General features: G+C 31.1%; 24 protein-coding genes. 11 read left to right on the forward strand and 13 right to left on the reverse strand.

Features of this window, described 5'->3' with window-relative positions:
* The first annotated feature begins 69 nt into the window (after window positions 1-69).
* A complete protein-coding gene (locus ACVC3Y_RS12885) occupies window positions 70-1,014 on the forward strand; it encodes an alpha/beta fold hydrolase (RefSeq protein ID WP_452227112.1) in 945 nt (314 codons plus the stop codon).
* A 96-nt stretch (window positions 1,015-1,110) separates the two neighbouring features.
* Here ACVC3Y_RS12885 and guaB read toward each other — a convergent pair whose 3' ends face one another.
* Window positions 1,111-2,583 carry an IMP dehydrogenase gene (gene guaB / locus ACVC3Y_RS12890; RefSeq protein WP_303424000.1) on the reverse strand — a complete coding sequence of 491 codons (1,473 nt, stop codon included), beginning with the start codon at window positions 2,581-2,583 and terminating at the stop codon, window positions 1,111-1,113.
* 71 nt (window positions 2,584-2,654) lie between these two features.
* Window positions 2,655-3,359 carry an Insecticidal toxin complex protein gene (locus tag ACVC3Y_RS12895; protein ID WP_452227113.1) on the reverse strand — a complete coding sequence of 235 codons (705 nt, stop codon included), beginning with the start codon at window positions 3,357-3,359 and terminating at the stop codon, window positions 2,655-2,657.
* 182 nt (window positions 3,360-3,541) lie between these two features.
* Here ACVC3Y_RS12895 and ACVC3Y_RS12900 point away from each other — a divergent pair, with 182 nt between their 5' ends.
* From ACVC3Y_RS12900 to ACVC3Y_RS12910, 3 genes are all read left to right on the forward strand, one after another.
* Entirely contained in the window at window positions 3,542-4,762 is a 1,221-nt protein-coding gene (locus tag ACVC3Y_RS12900; RefSeq protein ID WP_452227114.1) for an imelysin family protein, read from the forward strand.
* Window positions 4,763-4,851: 89 nt separating this feature from the next.
* Window positions 4,852-6,264: a di-heme oxidoreductase family protein gene (locus ACVC3Y_RS12905; protein WP_452227115.1), complete on the forward strand. Its 1,413-nt coding sequence runs from the start codon at window positions 4,852-4,854 to the stop codon at window positions 6,262-6,264.
* A gap of 4 nt (window positions 6,265-6,268) precedes the next feature.
* Window positions 6,269-7,351 carry an imelysin family protein gene (locus ACVC3Y_RS12910; RefSeq protein WP_452227116.1) on the forward strand — a complete coding sequence of 361 codons (1,083 nt, stop codon included), beginning with the start codon at window positions 6,269-6,271 and terminating at the stop codon, window positions 7,349-7,351.
* A 158-nt stretch (window positions 7,352-7,509) separates the two neighbouring features.
* Here the strand turns inward: ACVC3Y_RS12910 and ACVC3Y_RS12915 are convergent, their stop codons facing one another.
* From ACVC3Y_RS12915 to ACVC3Y_RS12940, 6 genes are all read right to left on the reverse strand, one after another.
* Window positions 7,510-9,939 carry a TonB-dependent receptor domain-containing protein gene (locus ACVC3Y_RS12915; RefSeq protein WP_452227135.1) on the reverse strand — a complete coding sequence of 810 codons (2,430 nt, stop codon included), beginning with the start codon at window positions 9,937-9,939 and terminating at the stop codon, window positions 7,510-7,512.
* A complete protein-coding gene (locus ACVC3Y_RS12920; RefSeq protein WP_452227117.1) occupies window positions 9,920-11,284 on the reverse strand; it encodes an HTTM domain-containing protein in 1,365 nt (454 codons plus the stop codon). The genes ACVC3Y_RS12915 and ACVC3Y_RS12920 overlap by 20 nt, the downstream gene beginning before the upstream one ends.
* Window positions 11,285-11,352: 68 nt before the next feature.
* On the reverse strand, window positions 11,353-12,483 hold the full coding sequence (locus ACVC3Y_RS12925; RefSeq protein WP_452227118.1) for an imelysin family protein: 1,131 nt from the start codon (window positions 12,481-12,483) through the stop codon (window positions 11,353-11,355).
* 292 nt (window positions 12,484-12,775) lie between these two features.
* The gene (locus ACVC3Y_RS12930) at window positions 12,776-13,279 is read right to left on the reverse strand and encodes a ferritin (RefSeq protein ID WP_303424007.1); all 504 of its coding nucleotides are present in this window, start codon (window positions 13,277-13,279) and stop codon (window positions 12,776-12,778) included.
* A gap of 95 nt (window positions 13,280-13,374) precedes the next feature.
* Window positions 13,375-14,238: a hydroxymethylglutaryl-CoA lyase gene (locus ACVC3Y_RS12935; protein ID WP_303424008.1), complete on the reverse strand. Its 864-nt coding sequence runs from the start codon at window positions 14,236-14,238 to the stop codon at window positions 13,375-13,377.
* Between the two features lie 16 nt (window positions 14,239-14,254).
* On the reverse strand, window positions 14,255-14,881 hold the full coding sequence (locus ACVC3Y_RS12940) for a LysE family translocator (protein ID WP_303424009.1): 627 nt from the start codon (window positions 14,879-14,881) through the stop codon (window positions 14,255-14,257).
* 64 nt (window positions 14,882-14,945) lie between these two features.
* On the opposite strand from ACVC3Y_RS12940, the gene ACVC3Y_RS12945 reads away from it, so the two are divergent.
* Complete coding sequence (locus ACVC3Y_RS12945; protein ID WP_303424010.1) at window positions 14,946-15,860, forward strand: T9SS type A sorting domain-containing protein; 915 nt, start codon at window positions 14,946-14,948, stop codon at window positions 15,858-15,860.
* Here the strand turns inward: ACVC3Y_RS12945 and ACVC3Y_RS12950 are convergent.
* A complete protein-coding gene (locus tag ACVC3Y_RS12950) occupies window positions 15,846-16,877 on the reverse strand; it encodes a quinone-dependent dihydroorotate dehydrogenase (RefSeq protein ID WP_452227119.1) in 1,032 nt (343 codons plus the stop codon). The genes ACVC3Y_RS12945 and ACVC3Y_RS12950 overlap by 15 nt on opposite strands.
* A 138-nt stretch (window positions 16,878-17,015) precedes the next feature.
* Between ACVC3Y_RS12950 and pepT the strand changes: the two genes are divergently transcribed.
* From pepT to ACVC3Y_RS12980, 6 genes are all read left to right on the forward strand, one after another.
* The gene (pepT, locus tag ACVC3Y_RS12955; protein WP_303424012.1) at window positions 17,016-18,254 is read left to right on the forward strand and encodes a peptidase T; all 1,239 of its coding nucleotides are present in this window, start codon (window positions 17,016-17,018) and stop codon (window positions 18,252-18,254) included.
* Window positions 18,255-18,375: 121 nt separating this feature from the next.
* Window positions 18,376-18,642 (forward strand): hypothetical protein, encoded by a 267-nt coding sequence (locus ACVC3Y_RS12960; protein WP_452227120.1) that lies wholly within the window; start codon window positions 18,376-18,378, stop codon window positions 18,640-18,642.
* A gap of 151 nt (window positions 18,643-18,793) precedes the next feature.
* Window positions 18,794-19,876, forward strand: coding sequence for a hypothetical protein (locus tag ACVC3Y_RS12965; protein WP_452227121.1), 1,083 nt, complete (start codon window positions 18,794-18,796; stop codon window positions 19,874-19,876).
* Window positions 19,877-19,888: 12 nt separating this feature from the next.
* A complete protein-coding gene (locus tag ACVC3Y_RS12970; RefSeq protein WP_452227122.1) occupies window positions 19,889-20,167 on the forward strand; it encodes a hypothetical protein in 279 nt (92 codons plus the stop codon).
* Window positions 20,168-20,266: 99 nt separating this feature from the next.
* Window positions 20,267-21,547: an APC family permease gene (locus ACVC3Y_RS12975; protein WP_452227123.1), complete on the forward strand. Its 1,281-nt coding sequence runs from the start codon at window positions 20,267-20,269 to the stop codon at window positions 21,545-21,547.
* A gap of 140 nt (window positions 21,548-21,687) precedes the next feature.
* A complete protein-coding gene (locus ACVC3Y_RS12980; protein WP_452227124.1) occupies window positions 21,688-22,287 on the forward strand; it encodes a YdeI/OmpD-associated family protein in 600 nt (199 codons plus the stop codon).
* Between the two features lie 82 nt (window positions 22,288-22,369).
* Here the strand turns inward: ACVC3Y_RS12980 and yajC are convergent, their stop codons facing one another.
* The 4 genes from yajC to ACVC3Y_RS13000 form a co-directional block, all read right to left on the reverse strand.
* A complete protein-coding gene (gene yajC, locus ACVC3Y_RS12985; protein ID WP_303424018.1) occupies window positions 22,370-22,666 on the reverse strand; it encodes a preprotein translocase subunit YajC in 297 nt (98 codons plus the stop codon).
* 5 nt (window positions 22,667-22,671) lie between these two features.
* Window positions 22,672-23,244 carry a DUF1573 domain-containing protein gene (locus ACVC3Y_RS12990; RefSeq protein ID WP_303424019.1) on the reverse strand — a complete coding sequence of 191 codons (573 nt, stop codon included), beginning with the start codon at window positions 23,242-23,244 and terminating at the stop codon, window positions 22,672-22,674.
* 60 nt (window positions 23,245-23,304) lie between these two features.
* Entirely contained in the window at window positions 23,305-24,216 is a 912-nt protein-coding gene (gene nusB, locus ACVC3Y_RS12995) for a transcription antitermination factor NusB (RefSeq protein ID WP_452227125.1), read from the reverse strand.
* Window positions 24,217-24,322: 106 nt separating this feature from the next.
* On the reverse strand, window positions 24,323-25,426 hold the full coding sequence (locus ACVC3Y_RS13000; protein WP_452227126.1) for a Glu/Leu/Phe/Val family dehydrogenase: 1,104 nt from the start codon (window positions 25,424-25,426) through the stop codon (window positions 24,323-24,325).
* Window positions 25,427-25,559 lie beyond the last annotated feature (133 nt).

Consider the following 25,559-nt stretch of genomic DNA (forward strand, 5'->3'; position numbering starts at 1 on the left):
TAAACTTTTTAGAATTTTTAAATCATATTAGAAGATTAATTATCTTTATAAATTAAACCATTATTTTTTTTGAAAAAAACAGGATTCTTCATCGTTTTAGTGCTGCTGCTTATTGTTGTTTGTTTTGGTTATAAAGACATTCCTTTAGATAAGTTAAAAGAAAAATATGCCAATACAGCCTCTAAGTTTATTTCTGTAAATGGCATGGATATTCATTATAGAGATGAAGGAATTGCTAACGATTCTTTACCTATTGTTTTAATTCATGGTACAGGAGCTAGTTTACATACTTTTAATGCTTGGACAGAAGATTTAAAAAAAGAACATCGTGTTATTAGAATGGATTTACCTGCTTTTGGTTTAACCGGTCCTTTTCCAGATAGAGATTACGCCATAAAAAACTATGTGCAGTTTATTGAAAACTTTCTTAGTGCTTTACATGTAAACAAATGTATTTTGGCAGGAAACTCTTTAGGCGGAAAAATAGCCTGGAGCTACACCCTTGAAAACCCTAAAAAAGTAGATAAACTAATACTTATAGATGCCCTAAGTTATCCTACCGAAGCTAGAAGTGTTCCTTTGGCATTTACACTTGCAAAGATTCCGATATTAAACAAAGCTTTAACTTTTATTACACCAAAATTCATGGCAAAATCTAGCGTAGAAAATGTCTATGCAAATAAAACTAAAGTTACAGATGCGCTAGTAGAACAGTATTTTGAACTTCTGTTAAGACCAGGAAACAGGCAAGCATTTGTAGATAGAATCATGCAAGAAAACACTTCTGATTCCTATAAAAAAATTAGTACGATTAAAACACCAACACTTATTCTTTGGGGAAAGGAAGACTTATTAATTCCTGTAAGTAATGCATATAAACTGAAAAGAGATTTATCTAATAGCTCCTTAGTCATTCTAGACCAAACGGGCCATGTACCAATGGAAGAAAGCCCTAAAAAAAGCTTACAAGCAATAAAAGATTTCTTAGGTTTAAGACATACAAAGCATTACTAACTAAAATATAATATCAAAAAAATTCCCGCTTTCGCAGGAATTAATGGTTTTATATACTATTAAAATAGGTTGCTATTTTAACTAGCATTTCACTTCTTACCTAGAATAATTAGGAGATTCTTTAGTAATAGTAACATCATGCGGATGGCTTTCGTTAATTCCTGAAGCTGTAATTTTTACAAACTGTCCTTGATCTTGAAGTGTAGCGATATTTTTAGATCCACAATATCCCATTCCTGCACGTAAGCCTCCTACAAATTGATGAATACTTTCATAAAGTTCTCCTTTGTATGGTACACGTCCAACAATTCCTTCTGGTACTAATTTTTTAATATCATCTTCAACATCTTGAAAATACCTATCTTTACTTCCTTTCTTCATAGCTTCTACAGAGCCCATTCCTCTATAGGATTTAAACTTTCTTCCTTCGTAAATAATAGTTTCTCCTGGAGACTCTTTAGTTCCTGCTAGTAAAGAACCTAACATTACTGTATCAGCTCCTGCAGCTATAGCTTTTGGTATGTCTCCTGTATAACGAATTCCTCCATCTGCAATTACTGGTACACCAGAACCTTTTATTGCTGCAGCTACTTCTAATACTGCAGAAAACTGAGGAAATCCAACTCCTGCAACTACACGAGTAGTACATATAGAACCTGGTCCAATACCTACTTTTACCGCATCTGCTCCAGCTTCTACCAAATATTTAGCTGCTGCACCTGTTGCTATATTACCAACAATCACGTCTAATTGGGGAAATTTCTTTTTTACTTCTTTTAAAACACTAACCACACCTTTGGTATGTCCATGTGCTGTATCAATAATAACAGCATCAACTCCAGACTTCACTAGAGCTTCCGTACGTTCTACAGCATCTGCAGTTACTCCTAATGCAGCTGCAACACGAAGTCTACCATAAGAATCTTTATTAGAAATTGGTTTTTGTGTAAGTTTAGTAATATCTCTAAAAGTAATTAAACCAGCTAATTTAAAATCTTCTTCTACAATAAGTAATTTTTCAATTTTATGCTCGTTTAAAATACCTTCTGCATCTTGTAAAGAAGTTCCAACTGGAGCAGTAACAAGGTTTTCGCTTGTCATCACTTCAACAATTGGTCTTGCATTATCTTTTTCAAAACGTAAATCTCTGTTGGTAACAATTCCTTTTAATGTTCCGTTTTCGTCTATAATAGGTATTCCTCCAATACTATGCTCTGCCATATTTTGCTTAGCATCTAGAACTTTTGCATCTAGTGTTAAAGTAACAGGATCTGTAATCATACCACTTTCGGCACGCTTTACCTTTCTAACTTCATTAGCTTGTTGGGCAATCGTCATGTTTTTATGTAAAACACCTATTCCTCCTTCTCTAGCAATAGCGATAGCCATAGCACTTTCGGTAACAGTATCCATAGCAGCAGATACAATAGGAATATTTATAGTAATATTACGTGAAAATTTTGTTTGAATATTGACTTCGCGTGGTAGTATTTCAGAAAAAGCTGGAACTAAAAGTACATCATCGTACGTTAAACCTTCTCCTACAATTTTGTTGTTGTGTGCTGTCATGTTGCAATTAGAATTAATTGCATGCTAATATACGACAATAATTAGGATATGCATTTTAAGATACAGTTAAATTACTGATAATGTTTTTTGCAATAATCCCTCAAGATATCTAATCCATAGTTATAACGTTCACTAGCTAGAGTGATATCTCCTTCAAATCGAATTTCTTTAGCTAATAGGAGGCTATAAAACCCTTTCCCTTTTGCCATTCGTTCAATGGTTTTCAAACTATTTGCATCCATAGATTGGTATATAGGCGCAATCCATTTATGCTGTTCTTTGTATAAAATGGCTTGATCCCAAAGCAGTGCCTTTTTTCCTTTTAAAATTTCATCGGAAATAAAAAGTGCTTTCATATCTAAAAAAGCACTATTAAAAACGGTTTCACTACCTTGATATGAATAAATTTTTATACTTTTTTTTGTGAATATGGTATACGGAAACATTTTGGTGAGACGCAATTTATTAGAAATGAAATATGCCATTTTTGGCCAAACCACTTCGTGTCCTAGATTTTCTATCTTTGAATAATACCATCTATAAAAATCCCTACGTTGTTGGATTGTTTGATATTCTTCTGGAAAATTATTTTGAAGATTAAAACTATTTGCATGTTGCCAAACTATGGTATTTTGTTTCCTATCTGAACATAACCAATCTTTTTTAGACAAGTTTTCTTTATTTGATACTTTCTGATATTGTTGTATACTTTTCCATTCTTTAGATGAAGAGGAAATACTAGTACAAAAAAATATTAATAATAAAAACTGCTTCATAAATTCATAAAATATACAATCAAAACATAAAGAAACATCAAAATTTTCAGATAAATAACCCTCGTAATATAAAAATATTCATTCCTTCAGTAAATTATCAAGAATTATTCTAAATAGTTTGGTTTTTATCTTCTTGACAAATATATTTGCGCTTTATTTTTAAACAGTCTAAATAAACACAAATGAAATTAACGATTAAAAATTTTCTTACTATTTTATTAATAGCTCTAGTTGTAACAGCTTGTTCAAGTGATGATGATAATAACGGTAACCAAAGTAATGATGAAATTACAAAAACAGAAGTTGTAGAAAATTACGCAGATATAGTTTACCAGTCTTATTTAGACAGTTATAACTCGGCAGTTACTTTGCAAAATACTATTGAAGCTTTTGTAGCAAATCCAACAGAAGTAGGTTTTGATGCTGCTAAAAATGCTTGGTTAGCAGCAAGAGAACCTTATGGACAAACAGAAGCATACAGAGAAGCAAATGGTCCTGTAGATACGGAATCTGATTCTTGGTCTTTAGGTATTGAAGGACAAATGAATGCTTGGCCAATTGATGAAAGTTATATTGACTATGTAGCATCTGGTACAGAAGATTATGCTGGTAGTTACGGAAGTATTATTAGCGATACAAGTATTACTATTGATGAAGCAACAATAGCTGGATTAAACGAAGGTCAAGATGATAAATCTATTAGTACTGGATGGCACGCTATTGAATTTTTACTTTGGGGACAAGATAATACAGTGCCTGCAGATAATTTAGCTGGTCAACGTACTTTTACAGATTATACTACTGCAGATAATGCAGATAGAAGAGCTTTATACTTAACCGTTTCTACAGATTTATTAGTTAGTGACTTATTAGCGCTAGTTAATACTTGGGCTGAAGGTGGAGCATATAGAACCGTTTTTGAAAATTTAGATACAGACACTGCTTTACAACAAGCTATAAATGGCGCATTCTTTATTGCTGGTGATGAATTAAGTTCTGAGCGTATGATTGCTCCTGTTGATTCTACAGACGGAGTGAGTGCTAGTGGCCAAGAAGATGAGCATTCTTGTTTTTCAGATAATACAAATAGAGATGTATTTGCTAATGCACAAGGTGTAATAAATGTTATATATGGTTCTTACGGATCTATTGATGGTCCTTCTTTTTACGATTTAGTAAACCAAGAAAATGCAACGCAAGCATTAGCTTTACAAAATGCTGCTACAGATGCAATGACAAAAATTAATATAATTGGAAACAATACACAACCTTTTGATTATTTAATTACACAAGAAACATCAGATGATCTTTCTGGTCCTGTTATGCAAGCTGTTGAAGCTTTATTTACTTTAGCAGATGAAATTAGTGCATCCGCATCAGTTATAGGGATCAACTTAAACTAAAAATAAAATATAATATTTTATTTTATTTAACATGGATAAATCCTGAACTTTGCTGTTTCGGGATTTATCTATTTAAAATTCATTATACTTTGCTAAATAAAAAAATACACATCCTTTTTTTACTATGTATTACCATAGGTTTTACATCCTGTAAATCTGATGACGACAACGCTTATACTCCTATTGAATACACATACGAAGAAGGGGAAGAGTATTTAACTGGTGATTTGGGAGTTAACAGTACTAGTGCTAATGCTTTTGGTTTTGAAATTGATGGATTATCTTTTACTGAAATCGGACAATTCTCAACTGGTAATTCTTTATTTAATCAAAATTGGGTGTCTTCCCCTGCTTCTACTACTGCAAGAGATGGCTTGGGGCCTACGTTCAATGCTAGAGCCTGTGCTAGTTGTCATTTTAAAGACGGAAGAGGTGGCCCACTGGTTAACGGACAAAACTCGGATGGTTTCTTAATGCGTATCAGTTTACCTGGTCAAGATACTTTTGGTAATCCAAATCTTGTAAATAGCTATGGTAACCAAATACAAGATCAAGCAAATAACAATATTCCTTTTGAAGCAAAGGTTAATGTTTCCTATGAAATTATTGAAGGAGAATATCTTGACGGAACTTCTTACCAATTACAAAAACCAATCTATACCTTTTCCGAAGAGCAATTTGGTAGTCTTGTCGGTGTGCAAACCTCTCCTCGAGTTGCACAACAAACTATTGGATTAGGCTTAGTTAGCGCATTACCAGATAACGAAATTTTACAATTTGCTGATGAATTTGACGCTAATAATGATGGGATTTCAGGAAAACCAAACTATGTATATGATATAGAATCTGGAACTCACATATTAGGAAAGTATGGATGGAAAGCAAACATGCCTTCTCTTAAACAACAAATAGCTGGTGCTTTTAGTGGAGATATGGGGTTAACTACTTCGTTATTTCCCGAAAATAATTGTCCATCACCTCAACAAGACTGTATAGATGCTCCAACTGGTGGAGAACCTGAAGTTACAGACACTCAATTAGATCGTGTTCTATTTTATCAATCTACTTTAGCAGTACCAAATAGAAGAAATTTTACAGACGAATCTGTTTTAAAAGGAAAAGTACTTTTTACAGAATTAAACTGTATTAGTTGTCATGCAATAAACCAAACTACTGGATCTTCAGACGTGCATTCCATTTTAGAAAATGTTACAATAAGACCGTATTCTGATTTCCTATTACATGATATGGGAGACGATTTAGCAGATAACAGACCCGATTTTGAAGCCAATGGAAACGAATGGAGAACACAACCACTTTGGGGGATCGGACTTATATCTACTGTAAATGATCATACTTTTTTCTTACACGATGGACGTGCTAGAAATATAGAAGAAGCAATTCTTTGGCATGGTGGTGAAGCCGAAAACAGTAAAAATAAATTTAAAAACCTAACGGAAGAAGAACGCACCAATCTAATAGACTTCGTTAACTCCTTATAATCTTATGAAAAAATATCTATTTTTAACTTTAACAATCACTTCGCTATTCTTATTTACTTGTAATAGTGATAATGATAATGCTGAAGACAGTTTTAATGTAAAAAACTTATTGACTGATGTTAGTAATCAGCAAATTCTACCTGCTATCAATCTTTTTGTAAGTGCTTCCACTACATTGGAGCAAAGCATAGAAAATTATGTAAATGATACTTCTGAAGCCAATCTAGAAATAGCTAGACAACAATGGAAAGCGACAGCAATCGCTTACGAAAAAACGTACGTACATCACATTGGTATTGCTAGAGATCAATTTATACATACCTCTATTTATAATTGGCCAACTGTTGAAGGTGCTATTGAATTTTTTATTTCTGATAACGACACCATTGATGCAGATTTTATAGCAACTATTAGCGCGCAAGCTAAATCTCTTGCAGCTTTAGAATACTTATTATTTGCTGAAGATACTACTACCATTAATTCTGGTTTTGTTGCTTCCCAAAAACGTCGGGACTATCTAAGATTATCTTCTGCTTATCTTACCTCAAGAGCTGAACGTCTTCAAGAAATATGGGCAGCTTCTGGTGATGCTTATGCTTCTCTTTTTGTTAATAATGACGATTCTGGTATTCAAGGTTCTTTTAATCTATATTATAACGGCATGCATAATGCTTTAGATGTTACTAAAACGACTAAAGTTGGTAAACCTGCAGGTTTAGAAAATTCGCAAGTAATTCTTCCAGAATTAACGCAAGCTTATTATAGCTATACCTCTAAAGCGCTTGTTCAAGCTAGTATAGAAAGTGTAGAAAGTGCATACTTTAACCCTAATGGAATAGGTGTAGATGATTATGTATTCGCTATTACAAATACAACCGATTTAAACGATGCTATTGCAACTAAGATTGCAGAAGTTTACACAGCGTTAGATGCTATAACTATTCCTTTAAGTGAAGCTGTAGAACAAGAGCATAACTTAGTAGAAGATTTACATACTAAATTAGAAGACTTACGTATTTTATTTGCTGTAGATGTTAGAAGTACTTTATCTATTGTTATTACTACAACAGATACAGATGGAGATTAATCCTTATATTTTTCATTGCTTTTAGAATGCATAGCTAATGGTATTTCTTTAAGTATAAAACGCATTTTCTACAATACGATTACGTAAATAGAAAATGCGTTTTTTTATTACACTATAATTTCTTTTAAAAAAGATACAACGTTACAATAGCAAATATCTTAGATTTTGATTTCTAAAGTTGCATAAAAATTTCTTGGAGATGAAGGTAATATTCCTGGTCCTGGATATCCTGTTGCTCTTCTTGTAAAATAAGTGTTATCTAAAACATTATTAACACCTGTTTCTAATTTAAACTGTTTGTATTTATACGAAAGTGAAAAGTCTAAAATATCATACGAAGGAATAACGCCAACAATTCCAGAACTACTTAATGCATCTGATCTTGAGTTTGATGCATCAGAAAACTGATCTGACAAATAAGTGTATTGCATACTTGCTTGTAAATTATTATAAGCAAAACGTAAACCAGTTTTTATATTTAATTCTGGTACAAACTCAACTTCATTACCTTCTACACCAGATTCTTCAGAGTTTACATATTCTGAATTAATTACAGAAGTATTAATAAAATAGTTAAATCTATACTTGTTGTTTTTAATAAATAATTCATTTAAGTTAATATCTATTAAAGACTCTAATCCATAAATAAAGGCATCTCCAATATTGTCTCTAACCTTAGTAACACTATTATCGTTTTGAACCTCTAAAGTAATTCCTATTCTATCATTATAGAAAAGGCTAAAGGCACTAATATCAAACGATACTGCTTTTTTATAGTTTCCTCTAAATCCTATATCTCCTGTTAATCCTGTTTCATCATCTAATGGTCTTACACTAAAATTAGGGTTCACTAAATTAATATCGGAAAAGGTAACCGATCTGTAATTTTGAGAAACATTCCCATAAAATTCTATTTTATCATTAGGTTTAAAACTTGTTCCTAATCCAAATAGCACAAAAGAACGTTCATTTAATTCATCTGAAAATTCTGTTTCATTAAGAATAACATTTCCAGCAGCATCTAAATTTATTCGTTTTGAAAAACCATCACTTTCTGTTTTTATATATTCGAATCTAAATCCTGGTGTTACCGACCATTTATCGTTAAGGTATAGTATGTTTTCGCCAAAAACGGAAACATTCAGATTTGGATTAGAAAAATTAGATTGGTTTTCATAATTAGGATACGCATCTAATTGCAATTCAAAATTAGGACCTGTGCCATCACTTCCTGGTCCTTGAATAGAAGTATTGTTTGCTTTATAGAACTTTGTACCAATTAAACCTGTAGCATCTTTACCAAAAAGCGTGTATTTATTTAATAATCGTGCTTCAAAACCAAAGTTATTATACGCTCCTTTAATTAAATCTCTTTCCCCAAAATTGTCTGGAATATCTTGACGATTGGTTCTAAATCCTAAAGCATCACGTTGTGCGTCTAAACCAAAAAAGCTAAAGGTAAAATTGGTTTTTTCTGAAAACTCGTGTGCAATTTTAAAGTTATAAAGCAACCAATCTACTTGAAACCAATTTCTCGTTCTATTACTTTGAAAAGCATCTTCATTAAACATAGCATCACTTAATCCACCTGCTTGTTGTGCTAAATAGCGTAAATAGGTTAATTCTCCAGTAATTTTAGTTTTATCGGATAGTTGATAGCCTAGATGCAAGAATGCATTTTTAGATTCAAATTCTGAATTTGCTCTAAAACCATCTCCTTTTTTGTAATTGAAATACGTATAATAACTAAACTTATTTTTGGTACCACTCAAACTTGTAAAGTTAGTGTAAAGTCCGTTACTTCCAATGGTATTACGCGTTAGTAACTCTATCGATTTATTAGCATTAGGCGACTTCATTTTAAAATTAACTAGTCCGCCAAACTGTGTTCCATACTGTAAAGAAGCTGCACCTCTTACCACTTGAATTTGCTCTAAAGCTTCCGCTGGTGGTGTATAATAACTTTCAGGATATCCTAAAACATCTGCACTAATATCATATCCATTTTGTCTGGTATTAAAATTAGAGGTTCTATTAGGATCTAAGCCACGACCACCAATGTTTAATTGTAACCCTGCATCATCATTCTGGAAAATATTTAATCCTGCAACTTGACTATAAATTTGCCTAGCGTTATTAGATGCTAAATTAGCCATTGATTGATCTACTAAAATTACTTCTGTTTTTTTACCAGCATATATGGCAGTTTCTTCTACATCTTTTAATCTGCTTAACTCAAAAACCTTCGCTTTTCTTGCTATTATTGCTACTTCTGATAATTCTTCTTGTAAAGGAGCTAATTCTTGATTAACTACTATGTCTGCTTCTAGGGTAAGTGTAACTTCAGAAACTTGAAACTCATAATAAAAAAACAGGAGTGTTAGATTCTTTTTATCTGTTGTAAACGTATAGTAACCTTCTGCATTGGTTTTTGCCAACAAACCAGAAGATTTTTCATATACGGCAACATTAGCTAATGTATTCTTTGTTTCTAAATTAGTAATAACTCCAGATACTTTATGCTGAGCAAATGTACTTGTGACTGTTAATAATATAACTATTAATGTGCTATAAACCTTTAATTTCATCATGGAATGGTAGTATCCAGTTTTTATGTTTGAATGATTCTTTTTCTTTATATAAATCGGTTTCTGGATTTATATATGGCTGACTTAATCTTCCGTTAAGTGCCACGTGACAATTTACAAAAACTTGTATGTTTTGATGTCCTTGACTTTTAAAATGATCTCCAAGATAATGTGCATATTCCAAAATAAAATCGGGCTGAAAACTCATTTGTTTTTCTTGAAAAGCCGTTAAGAAATCTGTGTTATCCACATAAAAGAAATCTTTCGTTTCCTTATTTACTATTTTAAAATTGGCATACCCAGCTTTTTCCATTAGCATCACACGCCAAGAGAAACGATAGCCTTCTTCTGTCCAAAATAATTCGTTAGGATATACTAAATATCGCCATGGAAATACTAATTGCACAGCTAAAAATAAGATAACAACAGGAACTACAATTTTTCTATTTGCAAAGGTATATACTTCGCTTTTAATTATAACATTTCTGCTTTTAAAAAACGGTAATCCCTTTCTAAAAATATTTAAAATTTTCTCATGCACATGGGCGTCAAAAAAGATTAAAGTAGATACAATCATGATGTATGGAAACATCCCTATTGGAAATAAAACCCTTGTAAATACATGAAAAACGACTACCAATACAAAGGCTAGTGTTCTAGTTTTTTTATATAATAATAGAAATGGTATTGCTAAATCATATAGCATTCCAGACCAACTCATTGCAAAATGAAACCATTCTTTATGCATTAATGTTTCTCCTATAAAAGGAATATCATATTTAGATGGCAGCCATATTTTTAATGGCATTGCTTTAAACAGCCAGTCGCTATTTAATTTTGCCAGACCTGCATAAAAATATACTATTGCTAATAATAGTTTAACACTATCTATTGTCCATCGAGGAATTTGTTGATACTGTTTTTTCTTAAGTAAAGCATCTACAGAAAAATATGCATTAGCAGGTAAAAAACACATTAAAAAACTTAAAACAGATATAAAGTAGTAATGGTTTAAATAGGTAGTTTTATCCATTAACTCTATATAAGTGAAGCTTAGAAAAAAGGCTATAATAGCTATTCTATATTTATATCCAATGAGAATGAAAAAAGCTGCTAAACCGCAGATAACAAATAATAGATAGGTGAAATTACCTATAGGTTTTACCCATTCAAAACCATAAAAAGAAAAGTGAAATTTTGGTTCTAGGTATAATTTTTCAATCCAACCGTAAGACCAAAACCTGATGATGCTAATTAACATCAAGATACCAAAACCTATTCTAAACACAGCCAAAGGTGCTGTATTAGTAGTCTCATTTAAATATGTTTTGGTTTTTTCTAACATGCCATATTATACACAAAAAGAGGTTGCCCTAAGACAACCCCTCTTTTGTTTTATTTTTACAGGAAAATTTAATCTCCATCACTATCTGTAAAATCAATAGAAACATTTAGCGTTTGCACCATATCTACTTTTAATTTTGGGACTGCTGCTTGTAGGATATCATACGCTGCATTCATTTGCGTATTGTTATCTATAACTTGTTGTGAAAAGCTAGCGTCTAAACCATTAATAGCATTTCTAATTGCTGCAAATTGGTTATTAATATCTGTAACTAAATCTGCTCTATCTAAAAATTGTAAATAAGTATCTATAGAAGTTCCATCTATATTATTTGTATAACCTGCACCATTAAATACATCTTCAATAGCTGTTAAAGCTTCTAAAGCGAGTATTCTTGAAACATCCCTTTTATAATACGCTTCTACTTTCTCCGGAAGTGTTGCTCCACTAGAAAAAACACCTGCAGGAATACCAAATTTCTCTGCTCTAAATCCTTTTTCATAAAAGAAAATAAAATCATTAGCTAGTTTATTAAAAGACCCATTTAGACCACTATCTGTATTTGCTATAAATGTATTTCTATAGGTAGACTCCCAACTATTAACAATGGTTGTATTTTTTGTAATCATTTGAGATACTACGTCTGTCAAATATGCTGTATATCCATCAAAACTACTATTGCTAGTAAATTTATCTATTGGCAATGTATCCCCAGTTGCAATACCATGAATTAAGAAATCTAATGCAGGAAAACCCTGAACTGCAAAATAGTCTTCGTTATTAAAATCGTAGGTTCCATTAGCTGCTCCATTTTCAAGAGTTGCAACGGTTACAGGATAGATATTAAAGAAACTTACAAAGCCTCTTTCTTCACTACCTCCTACATTTTCAGCTTCACCAATATTAAACATTTGTACATGTTGCCAAACTTTATATGCTTCTAACCATGCAGTACTTAATGCATCTAAATTAGTACTTGTTTTATCATTAATAAAAGTTTCTTTAGCTAAGTTTAAAGAAGTTAGTTTACTTTCAAGATCTTGAAATGCAGGTAAAATTATATTATCTGCTACATTGGTAAGTAATTCTGTACGGTTAAAACCATCATCATTACTATTGTTGTTATTACTATCATCTGAAGAGCTACAAGAAATAACTGCTAAAATTATTACGATGATAATTAGTGATTTTTTAAACATATTTTTTTCTTTTTCGGTTGCAAAGGTAAATAAGCATAGGGTTTCAAACAAATAAAAGTATTATAATCTAGGACAGCGTCTACAATTCATTTTCCCATTTTTCTTATATTTTTCACAACACTTTGTTTTCTTATTTATATCGCAATATATAATACAAGAGGTAATAATTATAGGTGTAACTTCTGCAGTTATTTCGGTGTTCATTATTTTAATTTATTCTAAATAAAGGCAAAACTACAAAAAAAAGATTCCAATAAAGGAATCTTTTAACATTTAATTATCTAGTTTTTATCTACTCATTAGTATTTGCGGCAGCTATGGCATTTACATCTCGATCAAAAAGATAATGTCCAGATTTATCATTACCTATAATGTTTAGCTTATCTAATAATGTTCTTGCCAATGCTTCTTCTTCTAATTGTTCGCTAACATACCATTGCATAAAATTATGTATGCTATATTCTTTATTCTGCAAACTTTCAAAAATCACGTGATTAATTTTTTCGGTTACAAAAATTTCACTTTCTAGAAATTTTTCAAAAAGTTCTATAATTCCGCTATACGATTCTTTCGGTTTTTCTAATGCTGGAATGGCTACATTTCCGCTTCTTTCATTAATAAATTTTACAAGCTTAAGCATGTGTACTCGTTCTTCTTCTGACTGACTATAAAAAAAATCTGCTATACCATTAAATCCATTCGCATCTGCCCAAGAAGCCATTGCTAAATATTGCATAGAAGCTTGAGCTTCATATTTTACTTGGTCATTTAGTAGTTTTTCAATAATAGTATTCATAGGTCTAATTTTAAAAAGTGTATATTGGTTTATCTGTATAAAAGTATTGCATTTAGCACGAAGCACCAAAAGCAAATCCCTATAAAATCGTTAAATTAGTGGTATTTAGTAAAGATTTTTGTCGCTTCATTATATGCACTTTCAAAAGACATAGCATTCAAGTCATGTGCTTTTTTAGTAGTTAAATAGGAAAGCACTTTTTCGGTTGGCATATTACCAGTAAGCTCATCTTTTGCCATTGGACATCCTCCAAAACCTTGTATTGCTCCATCAAATCGCCTGCAACCTGCTTTATAAGCTGCATCTACTTTTTCGTGCCATGAATTTGGTGTTGTGTGCAAATGTGCTCCAAATTCTATTTGTGGATATTGCGGAATTAAATTAGAAAACAAATAATTTATATTTTCAGGATTAGAAGTACCTACCGTATCGCTTAACGAAAGTATTTTCACTCCCATTTTGCTTAAACGTTCGGTCCACTCGCCTACTATATCAACATTCCAAGGGTCTCCATACGGATTACCAAACCCCATAGAAATATACACTACAACTTGCTTGTTGTGTTTATGTGCTATAGCCAAAATATCTTGTAAAATTAAAACCGATTGTGCAATGGTTTTATGTGTATTACGCATTTGAAAGTTTTCGGAAATAGAAAAAGGATAACCTAAGTAATCTATTTCTGGATGTTTACAAGCTGCTTCCGCGCCACGAAAATTAGCTACAATGGCTAATAATTTACTACTCGTTTTACTTAAATCTAATTGTGCTAAAACTTCAGCTGTATCTACCATTTGCGGAATCGCCTTTGGAGAAACAAAGCTTCCGAAGTCAATAGTATCAAAACCAACTCTTAAAAGCGACTGAATATATTGCACTTTCTGCGCTGTTGGTATAAATTGCTTGATACCTTGCATCGCGTCACGAGGACATTCAATAACTTTTACCTGTTTAGACATGTGTGTAAAATTAAGATTATTTTTCCGATAATAACACAAAAATTGCAATCCCTACAAATACAACTATTTGCAACCATTTTAATACTACTCCAACATTTTTACTTTGCTTTATATAATTAGAAATACCTCCTGCTAAAATGGCAATAGCAGAAAAAATAACCAGAGAAACTGCCATAAATAGAAAGCCTAAAACATAAAATTGTATTACAGTACTCATGCTATCGCTAAATAAGAATCCAGGAAAAAAAGCCAGAAAGAAAATCGATACTTTGGGATTTAATACATTCATGATAAAACCCTGTTTATACAATTGTAATAAACCTTTTTTTGGTACATTATCATTATTCATAATAATTTTGGCATCTCCTTTAAACACTTTATATGCCAAGTAAAATAAATATAAAGCTCCAAAAAGTTTTATTGCAAAATACAAACTATCATTTTCTTTTAGGATAGCTGATACACCAAAAGCAACTAAAGTGGTATGCACAATACAACCAGAAATTAAACCCGCAACCGTTGCTAAACCATATTGTTTACCGTTAGTTATGCTTTGCATTAAAACATAAATATTATCTGGTCCTGGAGAAAAAGCAAGAACAGAAGTTGCTAAAACAAAAGAGGAAAGTAAATCGTAATTCAAGCCTTAAAATTTTAGTTAAAAGTAAGTTTTTTAAATAAATCCCGACCAAATAATAAACTTGATTATGAAAAAAATTACGCTTTTACTTCCTTTAATAGTATTTTTTCTTTGTAATCATTTATATGCACAATCTATTGCAACCTATAATATTGTTTTTACTAGTACTTGGAATGCAGCTGAACATACTTCAATACCGCCAAACGCGCATTGGTCTAGATTAGTTGGTGTAAATCACAACAACAATGTTTCTTTTATTGAAGTCGGTACTATGGCTAGTCAAGGAGTCGAACTAATTGCAGAAAACGGAAACAATGATATATTTGAAGATATAGATGTACAAAATGCTATTAACGCAGGAAATGCAGAACAGTATATTTATGGAACCTCCTTAAGCACAGCAACAGGAAATATAACAATAAGTGGTTTAGAATTTACGGAAGATTTCCCTATACTGTCCTTATTTACTATGATAGCACCTAGTCCAGATTGGATGATGGTTATCGATGATTTAGAGTTAATGGATATCTCTGGCAATTGGAAAACCATTATAACTATTCCTGAATTATATATATATGATGCTGGAACAGATACTGGAGGCGATTATACTTCTGTTAATGCAGATAGTAATTTACCTGTTTCCATTTTTAATAGTGCAAATCCAATTGCTCCTTTTAATGGTAATTCTATAGGTTCTTTAACCATTACACTTACTGATTTGTTAAGTGTTGCAGAAGTAAATCCTATGGAAAAAGTTACAATATTCCCAAATCCAACAAAAGGGGATTTTACTATTAGTAATGCTTCGGCTTTAGAAGCTATTGAAATTTATAATGTATTAGGAAAATTAGTTAAAACGATAATTATTAAAAACAACTCTAAAATAGAATTAAACCTAAGCTATTTAAATAAGGGTATGTATTTGGTAAAGCTTAAAGATGCTATTGGTAATTCTAAAACTCAGAAACTAATTCTTCAGTAAAGCTTTATGGATACTTTTAATAAGTTTAGGACCTTCATAAATAAATCCAGTATACACTTGTACTAAGTCTGCTCCTGCTTCTATTTTTTCCAGCGCATCATTTGCTGTATGAATTCCACCTACTCCAATTATAGGAAAAGCTTTATTACTTTTATCTGCTAAGTATTTTATGACTTGCGTCGATTTTTCTCTAACAGGTATTCCGCTTAAACCTCCGTTTCCAATTTCTTTTAAACGTGCTTCACTAGCTTTCAAGCCACTTCTATCTGTAGAAGTATTACTCGCTATAACGCCATCTAAATTAGTTTCAGCAATAAGCTCTATAATCTCGTCTAGTTGTCCATCGTTTAAATCTGGAGCTATTTTAAGAAGAATAGGCTTTTGTTTTTCGAACGTAGTATTCGCTTTTTGCACCGTTTCTATTAACTCTAACAAGTACTCTTTATCATTTAATTTTGCATGACTACCAACATTTGGGCAGCTCACATTGAGTACAAAGTAGTCTACATAAGGATGTAAACCGTTAAAACATTCTAAATAATCTTTGGTATAATCTTCTGGTTTGGTTTGTGTGTTTTTACCAATATTTCCACCAATAATAACTTTTCCTTTATTCTTTTTAAGTTGTGTAATTGCTGTTTCAAGACCTTCGTTATTAAAACCCATTCGGTTAATAATACCTTGATCGTCTTTTAAACGGAATAATCTTTTTTTCGGATTTCCTGCTTGTCCTTTTGGAGTAACAGTTCCAATCTCTATAAACCCAAATCCAAAATTAGCAAGTTCGTTATATAGCACAGCATTTTTATCGAAACCAGCTGCTAAACCTACTGGATTTTTAAAGGTTAAACCGAAAATTTTTCGTTCTAATTTAGCGTCTTCAATAGTATATAAACTTTTAAATAAGCTAGAGAAACCTGGTATTTTAAAGGTAAAACGAATTAAAGAAAATGTAAAATAATGAATCTTCTCAGGATCGAAAAGAAAGAATATTGGCCTAAGCAGTAATTTGTACATCAATGTGTGTTTGTGCAAAAGTAATTCTAAATAAAAAAATGCGCAATTCAAAAGCTAAAAAACTTAATAATCGTAACTTTGAAACTCTATTGTATTATTTAATTAATGCATGAAACGTAAAATTTTATTTTGATAAACATGATTTCTAAAGAAGATATAATAAAAAGATTTGTAGGATATGTAACTGTAGACACAGAGTCGGATCCAGAAAGTACAACAACTCCTAGTACAGCTAAACAATGGGATTTAGCAAATGCGTTAGTCGATGAGCTGAAAGCTATTGGTATGCAAAACGTAACAATAGATGACAAAGCGTATATTATGGCAACTTTACCAAGTAATGTAGATTACGATGTACCAACTATTGGATTTATTTCGCATTTTGATACAACTCCAGATTTTACAGGAAAAGATGTTAAACCACAAATTATTGATAGTTATGATGGTAAAGATATTGTTTTAAATGAAGCGGAAAACATTGTGCTTTCTCCTGATTATTTTGAAGATTTACTACTATACATAGGACAAACCTTAATTACCACAGACGGAACAACATTACTTGGTGCAGATGATAAAGCTGGAATTACCGAAATTATTTCGGCAATGGAATATCTTATTCAACATCCAGAAATCAAGCATGGCACCATTAAAGTTGGTTTTACTCCAGACGAAGAAATTGGTCGTGGCGCGCATCATTTTGATGTTGAAAAATTTGGAGCAGATTGGGCTTACACTATGGATGGAAGCCAAATTGGAGAACTAGAGTACGAAAACTTTAATGCAGCTGGAGCGGTTGTAAAAGTTAAAGGAAAGATAGTGCATCCTGGTTATGCCAAAGGAAAAATGGTAAACTCTATGTATATAGCAACCGAGTTTTTAAACTCGTTACCAAGAATGGAAACTCCTGAGCATACTGAAGGTTATGAAGGATTCTTTCATCTTTATTCCATCTCTGGAGAAGTAGAAGAAACCGTTTTACAATACATTATTCGCGACCATGATAAAGAACATTTTGAAGCGCGAAAAGAAATGATGCAAAAACTTACCGACGAGTTAAACTCGCAATACGAACGCGAAGTAGTAACTATCGAAATTAAAGACCAATACTTTAATATGAAAGAAAAGGTAGAACCAGTAATGCATATTGTAGATATTGCCGAAGAAGCAATGAAACAATTAAATATAAAACCACTTATTAAAGCTATTCGTGGTGGTACAGATGGTTCGCAACTAAGCTATATGGGATTACCTTGCCCAAATATTTTTGCTGGAGGACATAATTTTCATGGACGCTACGAGTATGTTCCTGTAGAAAGTATGATAAAAGCTACCGAAGTGATTTGTAAGATTTGTGAATTAACTGCTGAAAAAAAATAAGATAAAAGCATATTATCTGCTGCTTTTTTTATTAAAATTTAACCCTAAAGCCAAAACAAACAAGTTTTGGCTTTATACTTTTTTTTGGTAACTTCGTTTTAGTTAAAAACGAAATAACCATTTGATAACTAGCCCTACCCCAAAAATTAATCAAGTAATTAGATTCCTTTTTTATATTTTTATATTTCTATCTTCTATTACAGGAAAAAGGCAATCTAAATATTCTGGGCATATTGGTAAAAGGCCAATTACATTTATGATGTATCATGATAATACGGGTAATTCCCATTCCTACAATTCCTATAATAAATTTGACACGCCTATAAAGGGCAATGGTAATATTCAAAATGGTACATTATTGTTTTTAGAAAAAAAACCAACGCTGTGAAGATAGAAATCAAATAAACACCACTTATAAAGTGGTTAATAACTAAATGATTAAGATAGATAAGAAATGTTTACAGTTTAATTATAATAAGAGGGAATTTATTACCGTAAAACACAAATAAAAACTATTAATCCAGCACCTAGTTTAAAATATGAAAAACCTAATTACCATATTATGTCTATGTTTTACTCCTGTAATTTTTAGTCAAAATACAAAAATAGATATTCCAGTAATAGATGCACCTGAAGTGCAATTTATTTCCATATTTCAAAAAGAAAAAATAGATAACCCTATATTTTTAAATGGAAAAGTAAAGGAAGTTCATAAAAAAATAACAACGCATATACATCCAAATAGAAAGGAAACTAGCGTAGAGAATTACCAATATACTTTAAACAAAAACATGGAAGTAATTCGTTATGCCAGTGATGTGGAGTTTGATGAAATGAATATTGATTTTTTAAATTCTCAAAAGGAATTTCCTATTCAAAAGGATACTATAATAACGCAAAATAATATAAAGTATAACTTTAAAAAAGGAAAATTAATATCTAAAACATCGAGTACTTTAGATGAAGATACTACTATTGGTGTTACAGACAGTATTCATTTTAGTTATAAAAACAATAAAATAACAGAAATAATAGAATTTCAAAAAGAAGCATTAGTTGAAATAGACGAAGACACTAATCAAGAAAATTATCTTATATCTAACGATTATTTCATGACAAGCTATAAACTAGCAGATTATGAAAACAAATTAGTAAACTCAAAATTAGCAATAGAGTACATTCCTGATGTTATGGTATTATTTGTTTCCAAAACGGACTATATATATAATAACAACAATCTATTAACATCTTTCAAAAAAACGAATAAAGAATATGAAATTGTAGTTGAAGATATATCGAATTACCTAAAAAAAATTAAAAATAATAAATTACCAGATACCCCTTTTAAAACTCAAGAAAATATTGGAATATTTACCTATGATAGTGATAATAGAGTTATAAAACTGGAGGCAATTATCGATAATCAAGAAAATCAAGTATATAAAATGGTTTATTCTAATAATAAGACTATAATAACGCGTGAATCTAATGGAGTTTCAGATATAGAATATCAATTTAATTACGATAATAACAATAACCCAATTCAAGAAAAAAGATTCATCTATCTGGAAGGCAAAAAGTATCTAGACACACAAACTACCATAGATATAACATATTTTTAATAAATTAATATTATGAAAAAAAAAGGAGCAATAATTGGAGGCATACTATTAATACTAGGATTAACTGGTATTAGGATGTATAAAAAACATCAAAGAGCAGAAATAAAAGCACAGCAGCAAGAAGCGCTTCGTAAACAAGGTGAGAATATATTAAAACAACAAAAAGAAGCAGAAATCGCTAAATATAAAGAAGAAGTAAAAAGAAGAAATGACTCTATAGCAAATGAGAAAAATGCTAAATTAAACGAAGGTCTACAAATGTTAAAAGAAGCAAGAGAGAGCTTACAATAAAACATAAAATCACTTAACCAAGTATAGATTTTATTTACAAAATTGCCAAGTATGTTTTTATAAAAAACACTTAAATTATTCTTATAATGAATTAGTATTATGAATACAAAAATTGGATTAAAAGAAGCCATGTCAATTGGTATTGGCGGCATGGTTGGTGGAGGAATCTTTGCTGTACTAGGTCTTGCAGTTGCTCTTGCTAAAGGAGGAACACCAATAGCTTTTCTGTTTGCTGGCATTTTAGCATTAATAACTTCTTACAGTTATGTACATCTTTCAAAAACCTATCCGGATAGAGGAGGCACTGTAAAATTTATAAATCAAGGTTTCGGAAAATCTATATTTAGTGGAGCAATTAGCAATCTTTTATGGGTAAGTTATATTATTATGCTTTCTCTATATGCTTCGGCATTTGGATCTTATGCCCCTAATTTATTTGAAATAACCCAAAACAAAACTATTAACTTTCACATTTATGCAAGTCTTATTATTGTACTAGCCACTTTCATAAATTATTACAGTATTGCTGTAGTAAGTAAAATAGAATCGTATGCCGTTATTATCAAGCTTTGCATATTAATAGCCTTCATATTTATAGGCGCTTATGGATTAGTTGGAAATGAAAATCTAACACAGTTAGCGGTAAGCAATTGGGAAACACCTATAAAGTTATTTGCTGGTGGTATGGTTATTTTTGTTGCTTATGAAGGTTTCGAATTAATAGCAAATGCTGCTCCAGATATTATTAATCCAGAGAAAAATATTCCTAAAGCATATTACTATTCGATAATCTTTGTAATTGTATTATACATTCTTATTGCATTGGTTACTGTTGGGTCCCTCCCATTCTCAAAAATAGCAACAGCACAAGATTATGTTTTAGCAGAAGCAGCTAAACCAATGCTAGGCAAAATTGGCTTTTCCATTATTACTATTGCTGCATTAATATCTACTTTTTCTGCAATTAATGCTTCTCTTTTAGGAGGAAGTAGAGTAAATTATGAAATCGCTGAAGATGACGAACTTCCGCATCATTTTCTTTCGAAATTATGGGGACAACCAATCGGGTTGTTAATAACTGCAATTGCAACTTTAGTTTTAGTAAACATTTTAGATTTAGAAAGTATATCTACAGCTGGAAGTGTTGGCTTTTTAATTATTTTCGGAATAGTAAACATTGTCGGCTATAAACAATCTAAAGAAACTGGTGGAAATAAAATTATTCCTTTTATTGGTTTTATTTTATGCATGACTGCAACGGTAGTTTTAATAAATCAGCAAATAACATCTAATACCATTGGAGTTATAATTTCAATTGCCATTATTTTGGGTTGCTTTATTGCAGAATGGATCTACAAAAAAACAGAAATAAAAAAATAATTACGAAGCTAGATTTGGTATTGGTTATATGCATTATTTTAATCCAGATAATCTTTATATTGTAAATGAAGTAGATCTTGCTGTAAATCTACACGCTAGAATTGGTTACCGATTTTAATAGTATCCAAAAACATTTTAAAATGAAAAAAATATATTCAGTTGAAGAGTACATAGAAAACAATCCTCATTTTGAGGAAGCATTAACTATACTTCGTGACTTAGTTAACAATACAAACTTAGATGAAAATATTAAATGGTCTGCTCCTACGTATAGTTTAAACGGAAAAAACATTTTAAGCCTTGGTGCATTTAAAAAGCATTTTTGTATTTGGTTTTTTAATGGCGTATTTTTAAAAGATGACCAAAATCTATTAGAAAAAGCTCAAGAAAAAACCAAAGGTTTACGCCAAATGCGATTTACATCTATTGATGAAATTGACAAAAATATTGTTTTAGCTTACATAAAAGAAGCTATTGAGAATCAGAGATTAGGCAAAGAAATTAAACCCGTAAAAACAACTAAAAAAGATATTGTTATTCCTATTGAATTGAAACAAGAATTAAATGCGAATACCGCTTTAAATGATGCTTTTAAAACACTTACTCCATCAAAACAACGTGAGTATTGTCAGCATATAGAAACTGCAAAAAGAGAAGCCACAAAACGCTCTAGGTTAGAAAAAATAAAACCAATGATTCTTAGAGGTGCTGGTTTACATGACAAGTATAAGAACTGTTAGCTGTAAGTATAAAAAATAAAAAAGCTTCAAAAAGAAATTTTCTTTTGAAGCTTTTTATATCACTTAAAGTTTATTTAAAAACTTACTTTTTTAATTCGGTTGGAGATACATTTAAGTTTTTACTCATTTCCATAGAAATTGCAGAACGATCAAACTTTAACTTTCCAGCCATAGTTTCAATAACGCAACTGTTATCTTTTTCGTTAAGCTCTGCTATTTTACCATGCAAACCGCTTTTAGTAATTACTTTATCTCCACGTTTTAGTTCGCTAGCAAACTTTTTTTCTTGCTTTGCTCGTTTCATTTGCGGTGCAATCATAAAGAAATACACTACAGCAAACATAGCAATAAACGGTAAAAATTGTCCTATTTCTCCCATTCTAATTAATCGTGGTTATGACCTTCGTGACCTGGTTGCGTACTAGACTTTACTGGCACTGCTGCTGCATTAGATCCAGGTGCTGCAATACTTTGCACATTTTTTGCTACAGGTGCTTTAACTGGCGCATTAGGATCTGGCTTCACAAAAGCTTTAATCTTAACCGTTTCTTTTCCTGTTTTTGTATTTGCAGTTACAGTAATCGTTTTAGTTACGGCATTTTTACCTGAACCATTAAACTTCACTGTAAATTTCCCTGAATCTCCTGGAGATAAAGGCTCTTTAGACCAATCTTGAGGTACTGTACAACCACATGTACTTTTAATGTTTGTAATAACTAAAGGTGTTTTTCCTGTATTTTTATAAGTAAATACAGTTTCTACAGGAGTTTTAGCTTCAATTTCTCCAAAATCATGCTCACTCTTATCGAAAGTTAAAACTGGAAAATCACCAGCATTAGCATCTCTTACTGCTGCTTCTGCAACATTTTTGTCATCAATTTTTTTTGAGGCATCTTCTTTACATGAAGTAAAAGCGATTAAGCAAAATGCGCTTAAACCTAATAATACTTTTTTCATAATTCTATTTTTTATTGTTCAAAGTTATTTTTTGAGATGTAAATGTAATAAATTTTACAATTATAGCAATCCTCTACCTATTTTATTTAACTTTTTCCCTTCTTGATATTCTTTCACTAATTTATCTAACACACCGTTTATAAACACACTACTTTTAGGTGTTGAGTACTCTTTAGCTATTTCTAAATATTCATTTATGGTAACTTTTACTGGTATTGAAGAAAAGTTTAACATTTCGCAAATACCCATTTTCAATAATATGTAATCGATGCTAGCAATACGATCGGCATCCCAATTTTTAGTTTTACCGTCAATTTCTGCGTTTAGCTTGGTTTGATTTAAAATGGTTTTTTTTAATAAATCTATTGCAAACTTTTTATCGTCTTCATCTTTATATAAATCAGGAACAAAATGTGTTGGGTTGCTGTTTTGTTTCACCTTTTTTAATAACTTTAAAATGGCTGTATTAATTATTGGCAAATCATCTAACCAAGTTAAATTCTTATCTTCAATATACTCGTAAAGTTTTTCGTTAGGTGCTACTATTTCTTTAAACACATCGACTATAAAGTCTTTATCTTCTTTAAAGGTAGAAGTTTTTGTTTGCATATATTCTGCATACAAATCGCTTGCAAGAATTTCTCTAAAAAGAATATCTACATATTCATCATCTAATTGCCAATTAGTGATTTTATGTTTCTCTATATCATCAAGAAGAGCTGTGTCTTTTCTTAACATTAAAAAGACTTCATTATGAATTAATTTCTTGTTTGGATCTTTGTCTTCTTTAGTAGCAAGAAGCTTTTTTTGGGTTTTTTCTATATTGATTTCAGCCTTTTTATGCACCTCAATTAGTAAGGACATTAAAAGTAAATACAAATGGTACATACCATCTATACTTTGTAATAAAAACTTTTGGTCTTTATTAAAATTGTCACTTTCGCCTCCTTTAAAAGCGTAAAGGATTTGCATAACTTTAATACGAATGTGTCTTCTATTAAGCATATAAAAAAGAACTTAGTTTAAAAAAGGCGAAAGTAGTTACTTTCGCCTTGATATTATAGTATTTTAAAAAAAATTATTTAGAATTTTCTAATTTTCTTGTTTCTATTCTACTTTTAGCAATCTGAAGTGCTGCTTGATTGGTAGTTATAGCATTTGTATCTGCATTTTCTAAAATTTCAAGTGTAGTATTATAGATGTTTTCGGTTTTACGCATGATTTCTTTTTTATCATAACCTTCTAACTCTGCATAAACATTAATAATTCCTCCAGCATTTATTAAAAAATCGGGTGCATATACAATTCCTTTTTCTTGAAGAATCATACCATGTTTAGCTTCTTCTGCCAATTGATTGTTAGCTGCTCCTGCTATTATTTTTGCTTTTAGTTTATTAATAGTATCATCATTAATGGTTGCTCCTAAAGCACAAGGTGCATAAATATCTACATCTTCACTATAAATATCATTTCCTGAGTAAATTGTAGCTCCATATTTTTTACTTACTTCTAATAAACGGTCTTGGTTAATATCAGATATAATAACCTTTGCTCCTTCGTTGGTTAAATGCTCTACAAGAGACTCACCAACATGACCAATACCTTGTACAATTACTTTTTTGTCTTCAAGAATATCGTTACCAAATTTATATTTAGCTGCAGCTTTCATTCCCATAAACACACCATATGCTGTTATTGGTGATGGGTTTCCTGCTCCTCCTTTGCTTTCCGAAATACCTGTTACATAAGGGGTAACTTCACGAACCAAATCCATATCTGCAGTTTCCATTCCTACATCTTCTGCAGTAATATATCTTCCGCTTAAAGAATGTACAAATTCACCAAACTTTTTCATTAGTTCTGGTGTTTTTTGCGTTTTAGCATCTCCAATAATTACCGCTTTTCCACCTCCAAGATTTAAACCTGTAATTGCCGATTTAAAAGTCATTCCACGAGATAAACGTAATACATCGTTTAAAGCTTCCCATTCATTATTATATTGCCACATTCTAGTTCCTCCAAGTGCAGGTCCTAATACTGTATTATGAATTCCAATTATTGCTTTTAAACCTGTATCTTTGTCATTGCAAAAAACAATTTGCTCATGATTATCGAATGAAAATTGTCCAAAAACAGGATCTATTTTTTTAAGATCGTTTGCATTAATAACGTCTGAAACCATTTAATTTTAATTTAAAGTTAGGGTTGCTGTTTTGATAATTTCAAAAAAACATCGTGCAAAATTAAACCAATATTCATATAAACACAACAAAATCGCTGTTAAATTATGAAATTGACAAAAACTAACAAAACAC

This window comes from Lacinutrix cladophorae, from assembly GCF_053604645.1.

What these genes read in the sequence shown, in the direction of transcription:
- guaB (WP_303424000.1), bottom strand. Translation starts at nt 2,583, where the DNA reads ATGACAGCACACAACAACAAAATTGTAGGAGAAGGTTTAACGTACGAT.
- ACVC3Y_RS12895 (WP_452227113.1), bottom strand. Translation starts at nt 3,359, where the DNA reads ATGAAGCAGTTTTTATTATTAATATTTTTTTGTACTAGTATTTCCTCT.
- ACVC3Y_RS12900 (WP_452227114.1), top strand. Translation starts at nt 3,542, where the DNA reads ATGAAATTAACGATTAAAAATTTTCTTACTATTTTATTAATAGCTCTA.
- ACVC3Y_RS12910 (WP_452227116.1), top strand. Translation starts at nt 6,269, where the DNA reads ATGAAAAAATATCTATTTTTAACTTTAACAATCACTTCGCTATTCTTA.
- ACVC3Y_RS12915 (WP_452227135.1), bottom strand. Translation starts at nt 9,939, where the DNA reads ATGAAATTAAAGGTTTATAGCACATTAATAGTTATATTATTAACAGTC.
- ACVC3Y_RS12920 (WP_452227117.1), bottom strand. Translation starts at nt 11,284, where the DNA reads ATGTTAGAAAAAACCAAAACATATTTAAATGAGACTACTAATACAGCA.
- ACVC3Y_RS12925 (WP_452227118.1), bottom strand. Translation starts at nt 12,483, where the DNA reads ATGTTTAAAAAATCACTAATTATCATCGTAATAATTTTAGCAGTTATT.
- ACVC3Y_RS12930 (WP_303424007.1), bottom strand. Translation starts at nt 13,279, where the DNA reads ATGAATACTATTATTGAAAAACTACTAAATGACCAAGTAAAATATGAA.
- ACVC3Y_RS12935 (WP_303424008.1), bottom strand. Translation starts at nt 14,238, where the DNA reads ATGTCTAAACAGGTAAAAGTTATTGAATGTCCTCGTGACGCGATGCAA.
- ACVC3Y_RS12945 (WP_303424010.1), top strand. Translation starts at nt 14,946, where the DNA reads ATGAAAAAAATTACGCTTTTACTTCCTTTAATAGTATTTTTTCTTTGT.
- ACVC3Y_RS12950 (WP_452227119.1), bottom strand. Translation starts at nt 16,877, where the DNA reads ATGTACAAATTACTGCTTAGGCCAATATTCTTTCTTTTCGATCCTGAG.
- pepT (WP_303424012.1), top strand. Translation starts at nt 17,016, where the DNA reads ATGATTTCTAAAGAAGATATAATAAAAAGATTTGTAGGATATGTAACT.
- ACVC3Y_RS12965 (WP_452227121.1), top strand. Translation starts at nt 18,794, where the DNA reads ATGAAAAACCTAATTACCATATTATGTCTATGTTTTACTCCTGTAATT.
- ACVC3Y_RS12970 (WP_452227122.1), top strand. Translation starts at nt 19,889, where the DNA reads ATGAAAAAAAAAGGAGCAATAATTGGAGGCATACTATTAATACTAGGA.
- ACVC3Y_RS12975 (WP_452227123.1), top strand. Translation starts at nt 20,267, where the DNA reads ATGAATACAAAAATTGGATTAAAAGAAGCCATGTCAATTGGTATTGGC.
- ACVC3Y_RS12980 (WP_452227124.1), top strand. Translation starts at nt 21,688, where the DNA reads ATGAAAAAAATATATTCAGTTGAAGAGTACATAGAAAACAATCCTCAT.
- yajC (WP_303424018.1), bottom strand. Translation starts at nt 22,666, where the DNA reads ATGGGAGAAATAGGACAATTTTTACCGTTTATTGCTATGTTTGCTGTA.
- ACVC3Y_RS12990 (WP_303424019.1), bottom strand. Translation starts at nt 23,244, where the DNA reads ATGAAAAAAGTATTATTAGGTTTAAGCGCATTTTGCTTAATCGCTTTT.
- nusB (WP_452227125.1), bottom strand. Translation starts at nt 24,216, where the DNA reads ATGCAAATCCTTTACGCTTTTAAAGGAGGCGAAAGTGACAATTTTAAT.
- ACVC3Y_RS13000 (WP_452227126.1), bottom strand. Translation starts at nt 25,426, where the DNA reads ATGGTTTCAGACGTTATTAATGCAAACGATCTTAAAAAAATAGATCCT.